This window comes from Mesorhizobium sp. M7A.F.Ca.US.005.03.2.1, assembly GCF_003997795.1.
Lineage (GTDB): Bacteria > Pseudomonadota > Alphaproteobacteria > Rhizobiales > Rhizobiaceae > Mesorhizobium > Mesorhizobium ciceri.
On sequence record NZ_RZRP01000137.1, the window covers coordinates 1 to 10,138 of the forward strand.

Consider the following 10,138-nt stretch of genomic DNA (forward strand, 5'->3'; position numbering starts at 1 on the left):
CGACGCGGGCCATCCATTCGCACCAGCGCAGCTCCGGCGGCAGATGTTCCAGTTCGGTGTCGAGCAGCGCCGGCTGATCGTTTGGCTTGCGGCGGGCGGACGCTTCGCTCATCGCTACAGCCCGAACAGCCGGAATGTGGGGCGGCCGGAGAGCTCGCGCACGACCTCCAGTTGCTGCAGCCGTTCGAACAGCCGTCGCGATGCAAAGCGCGACAGATTGTCCGTCGTCAGCGATCCGGACACGGCGTCTTCACTGAGCAGCAGAAAGATTACGTCGCCGGCGCCTTTGGCGCGCAGTTTCGGCGCCACCGCCAGGAGTTTTTCGGCCCGGCGCGACAGCTCGGCGGCCAACCGACAAGCGTCCGCGGCGGCCGCGACGAGCGCGATGCAAACCGCCCGCTCAAAATTCTTGTCCCCGGGCCGGATGCGCCGGCCACCGCCGGCCTCGGTGCGGAAAGATGGTCCAAAACCCTGCGCCATTAGGAGCGGCAGGGGCTGCGGCCAGCCCAGGCGTTGCGCCAGTACCAGGTCGGCGAGCCACCAGCCAAAGACTTCGGCATCGGGACGCATGGCGACGACCTCAGCGGCGATCGCCGCGGCGTCGAATGGCGCCGACCGCTGGGATACCCCGAGTTTTTCGATCTGCGTGCAAAGGTCGGCGAGCGCGGCGCCGTCCCAATGGAGGCCAAGCTGGTCGAGTATCTTCCCGAGCCGGCCGGGCGTAGCGGCGGGCGGCTGCCTGGCCAACTGCCGCCAGGCGCCAAAGACGGCGCCTGCGGGACCGGGGTCAGCACGTAGGGGACGCAAATGCCAGGCATCGCGCAAGGCGGCCGCATCCTCGGCGCGGCCGGCGAGCCGCATGCTGGAGGCGGCGCAGCGAACCGCCAGCCGCTGCCGCCAAGCGCCGGCCCAGGCTGCCTGCGCGCGGGCGAGCGTGTCGAGGGCACCCAGGGCGGCGCCGGCCCGGAAGGCGGCGTCGCCGTCACTCGGCGCGCCGGCGCTTGTGATCGCCCACGCGGGAACGGAGGGCGGCGCAGAGGAGCTGGCGGTCGCGGGATCGAGGCGAATCATAATTTGGAGAGTAAAGTGCCGGTGCGCTTTTCGCCATGATTTTCGTGCCAAAACGCACAGCCTGTCGGATCAGCACAACGACTGATAGTGTTGCATTATCAATCTCTTCACGAGTTCGTCCCTGCTAAGCCATTTGGCCAACAAGTAAGTCTCGACAGGGCACCTTTTTGCGCAGCCGGACGAAACTCCGTTCGGAAATGTGCCGGCTCGCGGCGTAGGAGCCTGCTCAGGTTCAGATGTCATGAAGGCATCTAACGCCCGATCTGCCGCGCAACTTCGGTCCCATATTCATTGCCGACGGGGTATCTGAGGGCGACGTTTTTTGCGGGTTTTTCCTGGTCGGCTTTGGAGGTGATGCTGGCGCCGATTGTCACAGGCTACTTCACTATCTGTTCCTTGACCGATGAGATCTTTTGCGCTGCGGCGCTCCCGTCTTTGCTGTGGGTCACCTTCTGACCCAAGCCCCAACGTACACACGCGGGAGTGTCCTACAAGCCATCGGTTTCGACAGATCGGATGGATTGGGCAGGCGAGCCCAAAAGCTGCGAGCTTAGAGCGGTTATAAATCGTAGTTGTAGCTGTGTAACAAACTGTGTAACAAAAAGCGCGAAAAGACTAGTATTTTCAGTATCATAGAGGTGAAAGGGAATCCCTCCCTCTCCGCCATCCTCTCCGCCATCGATTTCCCATAACGGCCTGATTCGCAACGATTTTTCCGAATATCGGCTCTCTTTTGGTGCATTTCTTGGTACAAAGAGGCTTCCGCACAAGCCCCTATGGATCGACATCATAAGAACCTCGATCTTATCGTCTCAGCCGCTGCCACGATGCAGGAGGAGATAGAGAACATGTTCGGCTGCCTCCACCGCTTCGAGGAGAAACCAAGAAGCAGGTGAACGAAGTCTGCCGTGGTGATGCCAGGATGAAGATCAAGATTGATGCTGCGGGAAAGATTTAAGAGCCCCGCTTTGACAATCGTGACCGGCTTCCTTCGTCCTTCAATTCACTCCGCGTCAGGATTGTCGACAAGGCAGCCTGCACCATGGCATCCTTGGTAGTTGCCATGCACATCAAAGTTTGGCTCTCCCTGCCTGTCAAATTGCGGTCGGGTATCGATTGCCTGGTCAGGATTGTCGACCTTGCATCCCATGCCATGACAACCATTGTAGCTGCTATCGGGGCGGTAGTTGCTCGTCGTGTGCCGTCGATTGTGATGATCGTCCGCCATCCCCTCGATCAGAGCGCCGAGAATAGCTCCGCCAACCACTGCGCCGACGTCATGACCGCGATGGTCATACATGCGGGCATTGGGATCAAAGCTGTCGCCACGTCCATGGTGGTAGCCGCCGACATCGGCGAAAATTCCGGAGCAGCCTTGCGCGACCCAAATATATTTGCTGCGTGGATTGTAGCCCCAGGTCCGGTTCAAAATACAAGGACTTCCAGAAGTCTGATGAATGAGTTGCGGCTTGCTCAGCGGGCCCGCCCAGCATTCGCCATACTGATAGTGCCTCGATTGGCATTCGACAGTCGATTGTGCGCGGGCATCAGAGATCATCCACGATGAGCCGAGCGCGAGCAAAGCAATGAACATGTAACGTAGCATGTGAACCCCTCCGGAGTGGTCAACGACCGGTTGCGTCGGTGTCATCGAAATGGAATTTCTTCCGCCAGGTGTCAGTCGTTGATCGCGGTGATCTTGATGGTGTTGCCGTCTCCGACGCCGGAGAACCAGACCTCGCCATCACCGATTGAGACGCCTTGCCAATTGGCGAACAGCGTCGGGTAGGTCTGCTTGAGGACGGTCTGTTTGACCTTGGCGGTAACGATCTTGTCGTAATCCGTCACGAAATGCGCGGCGTCGTTTATCTTGATCGCCTTGCCGCCGATCCGGGCGCGGAAGGGATAATCGATCATCGACGCGACGGTCTGCTTGTCACCGGCACTGACAGCCTTCTGCAGCTTGTCGAAAAACTGCTGATAGGTTGTGTGACTGCCGAACAGCGCGTCAAGGGTCTGGTTTGTTTCAGCGGCGGTCTGCGCTGCCGCTGGACCCGCAACGGCGGTACTCAATAGCGCGGCGGAAACCAGCATGAATAGAGAGCGCCTCATCATAGGTCCTTTCACTCGGTGCGTTCAATTGCCAACCCATCAGCCTGGATTTGTCCTTCGGACATTCGCGCCCTGACTGATGCCGACGGCGAACGGGAAGACGAATGGCATGCCGTCACTGACGAGAACTGACATATAGACGCGTCCATTGAATTTTTTTATTTCAATACACGCAAAAGGTGTAAAAAAGAATACCTAAACGTCGATTATGACGGACAGAGATGACGGTTAAGGTATCCAAAACCTTATTCGCGAGTGATATCGATACGAGCAGCGACGCCTATGTCTTAAATTCTCCCTCTATGACGCCATATGGATAGAAGCAGAAATCTGCCGTCACCTGTGCCACCGGCGTGGGTATTGTCCAACGGCATCCGACAGCAAGCGTTGGCCTGTGCCTGTTCAATTCGCTTCACTTCACGATGACCTTTGCTCCCTTCGGCACCAGACTGTAGAGTTCGATCACATCCTCGTTGAGCATGCGAATGCACCCTGAGGACGCTTCAGTTCCTATGGTCCAGGGCTCTGAGGTGCCGTGGATACGATAAAGCGTATCCACGCCGTTCTTGTACAGATAGAGAGCTCGCGCGCCGAGCGGATTGTGCGTGCCGGGCCTGATCATGCGCGGCAGGTCGGGCGACTGGTTACGCATGTCGTCAGTCGGATGCCATGCGGGCCACTCCGCCTTACGCCCTACGCTGGCAATGCCCGACCAACTGTAACCACTAGCCCCGACGGCGACACCATAGCGCCGCGCCATCCCATTGAGGCGGTATAGATAGAGGAACCTCTGCCGTGTATCGATCAACACCGTACCGGCAGGCAAGCGTTCCGGGGGCGTCACATCGACAGGCAGAAAGCGTTGGTCAAACTTGCTGCGATCGACGATGAAGACCTCATGCGGCTCCCTCGCGTAAGCGGCTTTCACGCGAACTAACTCTGTAGCCGTATTCGGGCTACCTTTTCCATCCGCCAGGCAACCGACAAGGAGCGCCGCCAGCGCCAATACAAAGCCCGACCGCACGAACTGGCGGATGCATTCCGGTCTTTCGTCTCTGCTCGAAACCGACCCGTTAATCGAACGGCCAAATGCTAGCGATCCAACTGGAGGAATGCGCACAGGCCGCTTACTCTTGGCTAGCTTCATCTACTGGCGAACCTTTTTCCTGGGCCCGCAACTGGTCGATGTGGATCGGCCGCTTTAGAGTTCGCTTTACTCGGTGAGTGTCATCCGCGACCGATTTCCCCGTCGGCGAAACACCCTGCAGATAGTGCTTCTGCCACTTCATCTCCTTGGTAAGCTCGTCGTTCATCTGCAGGCCGGCCGAAAACCGTCGACGTTCGCTATTCCAAACCTTATGTTCTTTATGGAACTCAGGATCGTCCTCCATCGGACGAATGACCGGCTGCACCTGCTCGATAGCGACACTTGGCATCATGGTGACGAAACAGAATGGCTCGCCCTTGGCAAAAGTGACAGACCCAGGGCGGGTGAAGCGCCAATTCATGGTGAAACTGAACGGCAGCCAGTTGGTTTCCACCAAGCCGTCCAGGGGCGCGATTCCGTCCTTCATCCGGTTGGGAGAGCCGCGAGCCCACACCATCCAGCCCGGCTCGGTGCGAAACACGTAACCCGGATGAAAGGTTACTATGCCGTGCCCGAAGGTCGAGCTGATGAATCGGTGCGTGACGTTCGGTTCGTTTACATGGAAGGCGACGTCTTTTGTAGTGTTGTATCCGTTCCAAGTAACAGTCACATTTATGGGGTTCAGCAATTCCCATCCGCTGGCATTGGCGATTGAAAGCGGCGTGCAGCGGTAGGCGAAATGCTGGTCGGTCGCATCCATCCAATCTCGCGTCCCCTCCGCGGCGACAAGCTCAGGCGGGTTCGGAGCCTGGATCATGCAGTCAAGACGAGGGCCGGTCATACTCTCCGCTATCCTCAAACGATTCGATTCTAAGTTGCTGATCACGTCGCCAACCGTAGCGGCATGACCAGGATAGAAGGGGGCACTATGGGCCTGCCGGTCCGGTAGGTCCCTCCGGTCCCACCGGCCCCACCGGTCCGGCAGGTCCCTCCGGTCCCGCAGGTCCGGCAGGTCCGCTAGGTCCCTCCGCACCGGGCGCGCCGGGAGGTCCAGACGCGCCGGTATCGCCGGGCGCTCCAGGTGTCCCGTCCGATCCGGGCAGTCCGACAGGCCCAGCAGGTCCGCCAGGTCCCTCCGCGCCGGGCGCGCCGGGAGGTCCAGACGCGCCGGGCACTCCAGGCGTACCAGCCTCGCCGGGTGCGCCAGGCGCCCCCGGCTGTCCCCAAACATTGGTGGAAGGCGTCGGCAAGTTGCCAACGTCTTTTACGATGTGCGATGGAAGGAAGTCGCCACGATCACGCTGAATCAAGGAACGACCTGGCTTGTCGGCATAATAATCGTTCTGACCATCTGTGACCGCGCACTCGAAATTCTGGTCCGGATCCTTGCAGAAGACTGTCTTCGGGGCGCTTCGATCGCCATTGGTGCCGAAGTGGAATCTCAAACCGGCCATCGCAGAAAAATCGCCGCTTGAGGAGACGTCGCTGTTCGTCAGATCGAAGCTGAAATCACTGTAGATAGAAGTCGCTATCCCGCTTCCGAACTCGGTCAGGTACTCGGCGCCGCCAACAAGTTGCGTTCTACCACCAAAGGCGTCGCGATGACGCAGGCCGCCATTAACCTTGAAGTTATCCGTAGGATAGTACCCGACCCTGCCTTCGGCGAACGGGCTGACGTCCTCTTCAAGTGAGTTCCATTCTATACCGGCAAGTCCCTCAAGCGTGACCCGGCCCAGATAGTACTGGCCTTCAACGCCGAGCTTGCCTTCGACATAACCGTTTTCAAGAACTCCACCATCATCGTAACCACCTCCGCCGTGAAGGTAGCTTCCATACAGACCCAGCGCCCCAACTTTCGGATCACGGCGGAACAGATGCGCGGCGGCACCTGTGAAGTTACTGTTTGGCGTCACGCCACCAATCGCATCGACCTGGAAGCCGTATTTTTCACCGAGCGGGAGCGCCACGGAACCGTCGGTAAAGGCATACGGGTCGTGACCGTTGGTTCCCGCGCCGAATCCGACACGCACATTGGGCGCGGCAACGGCACGAGTGTCGGATTGCGGATTTGACAGGTACATGCGCCTCTCAACCGAGGATAGCGCAGCCATCTCGCGACTCTGGGCCACCGAACCCCTGAGGGTGGCCAATTCTTCTTTAACCTGAGCAGTCTCGGCGTAGGCGGCCTCAAGTTTGCGCGCCATCTGCTTCTGATTTCGCTGCAGGTCCAAAATCATCTGATAGAGTTGTTCGTTGCTTGGCGCCCCGGCTAGCGCGGGGGTAATCGCGACATAGATGGATGCGAACGTTAGAATAGAACAACTGGCAAATAAAATTCTCTTATGCTGCCGCATCCCGCACCCCTTCTGCGCACCGCCGCCCTCGTTATCTACCTCGCCATGCGCACGATACATTCCTGTTCGATTATGCATAGAATGCGAGCCATCTAACGAATGCGGATTTATCCAACCCTTTCCTTGAAGTAATTAATCTCGCGATTATTCACAATCGCAGTAACTGTCATATCCTTACACTTACTGTCAGTCGCTTGAGGATGCTTCTCGAATTCCTTCCCTGTCATCTTCCAAATTGATGAGATCGGCAATCTTCTCTCTGGACAGGGTCGGCACGATCATTCTAATCGGGGAAGGCGAAGCCTGACCCGCGAATTGCGTGCAAGGGGAGAAGCATGTCGGATTTCTTGGCTCTTCGACGCAGCCGGCTCACGATGGTGTCCAGGTGGGCATAGTTGAAGTCATAGATGTCTGCGCCCATGGCTTCGACGAGCGCGCGGCGATCGACGGTCTTGCCACGCTCACTGAACAAGCGTTCCAAAAAATGCCGTTCCGAGGTGGTCAAGCGAAGGCGATGGCCCATGCCGTCGGTAAGCACCCAGCCGCCTTCCTCCAGGGCCCATCGTGGGGCCGGAGACCACGAAGGGGCGCGGCGCCTGTTGAGACGTTCATTGACCGCCATCACCGTGGCAGCAAGCTCCCGAACATCAATGGGTTTGACGAGGTAAGCGTCAGCGCCCGCTTCAAGACCATTGAGCCGGTCGTCGATGGAACTCCGGGCCGTCGCCATGACGATCCCGACCGATTGTAAGGCCCGCAAATGGGTAGCTATGGAAAGGCCGTCTTCGCCCTCCAGGCCAATGTCGAGAATGACGATTTCAGCCGGCTTGGCGGCACAGGCTCGGTAGAGGGCGGCAGCATTGTGGAATCCATGTACGTTCAGGCCCAATCTGGATAGTCCGAAGACCATCTCCTCGCGGAAATCCCTGTCGTCATCGACAAGATAAACAAGGGGGGAGATCACGACATCGCCATGCTTGTAGCCTTCTCCGATCATCTACGGACCCCATGCAGCAATCTGATACCATTCGATTTCATTTATTCGCCGCATTGTCTATATTGTTTGTGTGTCTTGTGCCGCAAACGTTATGGGCGCTTCCGCTGAAACCGACGGACGGCCTCAAGGCTCCGGTTTCACTCAGCGGTCACCTCGCAATCTTTCATGATCCCACCGGCGCGCTCACGTTCAATGATATCGTTTCCAAGCGCTCCAACATCCAGTTCGAACCCATCCCTTCGATGCTCACGCAGGGCTATCAAAAGGGCGCAATCTGGGCCCGGTTCTCCCTGTCTGCCTCCACGGCTCCAAGGCAATGGCTGCTGCAGGTAGAACGGCCCTTGATCGAACACATCACGCTGTATGTCTCTGACGGGGCGGGAGGTTATTCGGTCTTGCCCCCTGACCGACTCAACCTAGGGGATGGAGCAGACGCCGACGCATATCCGGCCGTCTTCCCAATTTCCGTGCCGTCCACCCGAACCGATTATTACATCCGACTCCAATCGTCGACCTCGATCACGACTTCGCTGAACCTTTGGCAGAGTCAAGGCTATGAAGAGTATCGCCGATCCGACGATTGGGTCATGGGCATGGTGGTTGGCGCGATTTTCGTCATGATCTTCACCAATTTTCTGTATGCCGTATGGCTCCGGGATTCTTTATATCTTCTATACATCGCGGTTATCATAGAGTCTGGCCTAATAAGTCTCTTCCACATGGGATACGCATCCGAAATTCTGAGGTCTCTAGAGCCGAAAACCATACACCTCATTTGGGGTATTATCGTTTGCTTATACAGTATAGTGCTGATATTATTTTTATCTAGACTGTTTGATTTTCACCGCCAATTGATCTGGGCGTGGCGCATCTCCCAGGGCGTTGTACTGCTCAATGGCATCGCCTTGGCTTTTGCGATTGTGGGACGCTACGGCGACGTCGGGTTTTTCGTATCGCGACTGCAGCAGCTGTCTCTCATCTTCATTTCGCTGCTGGTGCTCTATCTGCTCATTGTGCGGCGACGGTATCAATATCTGCTGTCGGCGATTGCATTTTTGAGCGTAATCTCTGTCATGCTGGTGATGCAGATGATGTATACTGGGGCCAACCCGTTCCAACTGGATGGCTCTTTGTCCAGATTCTTGGCCGGCGGGACCGTGATTCACCTGGCGTTGCTCAGCGCGGCCGTCGCGAAGAGAACGCGGCTTGCCGAGCGCAGCTTGAGCGAGGAAAAGGACCGCGTCATCGCAGTGTCGCGCTTGGCCGAGCAGGAGCTGACTATCAAGGTGCGCGAAAGGACCGCTGAGCTTGGGGAAAGAAACACCTCGCTCATGGTGGAAGTGGATCGACGTCACCTGCTTGAACTCAAGCTCAGGCAGGCTCTGGACACCGCCAACGATGCTCTGGCTCAGCAGCGGGACTTTGTGGCCTTGGTATCTCATGAGTTTCGCGGCCCGTTGGCCGTCATCTCTGCCGCCGCCGACAATCTGTCATCTTCTGCAGGTGAAAGCGCCGACAATATCAAGTTGCGCACCACAAGGATCCGCCAGACCGTCAAAAGGATGTCATCGCTGATTGAAAACGTCCTAGCCTTCGACCGGCTCAATGGCGGGCACGAAACTCTTCCCAGGATCAAGATGTTCGACCTGAATGAGGTTTTGCGCGCCGCCGAAGCGGGGTTGGATGATGCTGCGGCCGGACGTGTTAGCTTCACTCACGGCGATGAAGTGATTGTGAAAGGTGACCGCAACCTGCTGGAGATTGTGATACAAAATCTGATCCAGAACGCCCTGAAATACTCATCGGTGACCAGCTCTGTGACGATCCGGCTGTCGACTGAGCAGGGCGTGGCGTTTGTACACGTGGCGGATCAGGGCTCTGGCGTAGCGCCCGACGACCACGAGTTCATATTCATGAGGTACTATCGCGCCGCGGGCCAACTGGTAAACGGCTCCGGTTTAGGGCTCTACATTTCACGCGAGATCGCCCGGCAGCATGGCGGCGGTCTCATACTGGCCGCCAGCGACGTCAACGGGTCGACATTCCGCCTCTCACTGCCCGTCGAGCGGAACTGGCCTGCCCCTGAAAAGTGATCCCCCTGACATATGGCCTTTGGGCCGAACCAGGACTGAAGAAAATGGCCGGAAAGAGACACAGTTGCGGCCGCTCATTGTCTACCGTTAACCTCCGGCAAATCTTGCGGATCTGGTAGAGAGGCGGCGATAGAGCCGCTCGAGCCGGGACACTCTGGCCTTCGCGGAGGCCGTAAAGCTTCGGCGATGGGCAGGCCCATTCGGCATCTCCGCACATCGCTTCTGTCCGCAAGCGCAGCCATGCCGCCGTGAATTTACCAGCCGGTTTAGCCCAAATGGGGAAGAGGCCCGGCCCACGATCTCGTAACGGTTGGTTCGCCGAACCCAGTTAGGAGACCACGATGCGCAAAGCCTCTCTCGCCATCGCAGCTTTCTTCAGCCTTGCCACTGTTGCATCGGCATGCGTGTCGATGGACGGCAACGT

The 10,138-nt window shown here is 57.9% G+C and carries 8 protein-coding genes; 1 reads left to right on the plus strand and 7 read right to left on the minus strand.

Features of this window, described 5'->3' with window-relative positions:
* Positions 1-114: 114 nt before the first annotated feature.
* From EN991_RS10540 to EN991_RS10570, 7 genes are all read right to left on the minus strand, one after another.
* Complete coding sequence (locus EN991_RS10540; RefSeq protein ID WP_063169437.1) at positions 115-1,071, minus strand: DUF1403 family protein; 957 nt, start codon at positions 1,069-1,071, stop codon at positions 115-117.
* 1,003 nt (positions 1,072-2,074) lie between these two features.
* On the minus strand, positions 2,075-2,677 hold the full coding sequence (locus EN991_RS10545) for a DUF3011 domain-containing protein (RefSeq protein WP_013529061.1): 603 nt from the start codon (positions 2,675-2,677) through the stop codon (positions 2,075-2,077).
* A 71-nt stretch (positions 2,678-2,748) separates the two neighbouring features.
* Complete coding sequence (locus tag EN991_RS10550) at positions 2,749-3,165, minus strand: hypothetical protein (RefSeq protein WP_245268594.1); 417 nt, start codon at positions 3,163-3,165, stop codon at positions 2,749-2,751.
* 430 nt (positions 3,166-3,595) lie between these two features.
* On the minus strand, positions 3,596-4,111 hold the full coding sequence (locus tag EN991_RS10555; protein ID WP_063169439.1) for a L,D-transpeptidase: 516 nt from the start codon (positions 4,109-4,111) through the stop codon (positions 3,596-3,598).
* A 199-nt stretch (positions 4,112-4,310) separates the two neighbouring features.
* A complete protein-coding gene (locus tag EN991_RS10560) occupies positions 4,311-5,111 on the minus strand; it encodes a DUF6065 family protein (RefSeq protein ID WP_127368706.1) in 801 nt (266 codons plus the stop codon).
* An 85-nt stretch (positions 5,112-5,196) separates the two neighbouring features.
* Complete coding sequence (locus EN991_RS40300) at positions 5,197-6,702, minus strand: collagen-like protein (protein ID WP_206519185.1); 1,506 nt, start codon at positions 6,700-6,702, stop codon at positions 5,197-5,199.
* A 205-nt stretch (positions 6,703-6,907) separates the two neighbouring features.
* Positions 6,908-7,621: a response regulator transcription factor gene (locus EN991_RS10570; protein WP_127368707.1), complete on the minus strand. Its 714-nt coding sequence runs from the start codon at positions 7,619-7,621 to the stop codon at positions 6,908-6,910.
* A gap of 11 nt (positions 7,622-7,632) precedes the next feature.
* On the opposite strand from EN991_RS10570, the gene EN991_RS10575 reads away from it, so the two are divergent.
* A complete protein-coding gene (locus EN991_RS10575) occupies positions 7,633-9,714 on the plus strand; it encodes a sensor histidine kinase (protein WP_013529056.1) in 2,082 nt (693 codons plus the stop codon).
* Positions 9,715-10,138 lie beyond the last annotated feature (424 nt).

What these genes read in the sequence shown, in the direction of transcription:
- EN991_RS10540 (WP_063169437.1), bottom strand. Translation starts at nt 1,071, where the DNA reads ATGATTCGCCTCGATCCCGCGACCGCCAGCTCCTCTGCGCCGCCCTCC.
- EN991_RS10545 (WP_013529061.1), bottom strand. Translation starts at nt 2,677, where the DNA reads ATGCTACGTTACATGTTCATTGCTTTGCTCGCGCTCGGCTCATCGTGG.
- EN991_RS10550 (WP_245268594.1), bottom strand. Translation starts at nt 3,165, where the DNA reads ATGCTGGTTTCCGCCGCGCTATTGAGTACCGCCGTTGCGGGTCCAGCG.
- EN991_RS10560 (WP_127368706.1), bottom strand. Translation starts at nt 5,111, where the DNA reads ATGACCGGCCCTCGTCTTGACTGCATGATCCAGGCTCCGAACCCGCCT.
- EN991_RS40300 (WP_206519185.1), bottom strand. Translation starts at nt 6,702, where the DNA reads ATGCATAATCGAACAGGAATGTATCGTGCGCATGGCGAGGTAGATAAC.
- EN991_RS10570 (WP_127368707.1), bottom strand. Translation starts at nt 7,621, where the DNA reads ATGATCGGAGAAGGCTACAAGCATGGCGATGTCGTGATCTCCCCCCTT.
- EN991_RS10575 (WP_013529056.1), top strand. Translation starts at nt 7,633, where the DNA reads ATGCAGCAATCTGATACCATTCGATTTCATTTATTCGCCGCATTGTCT.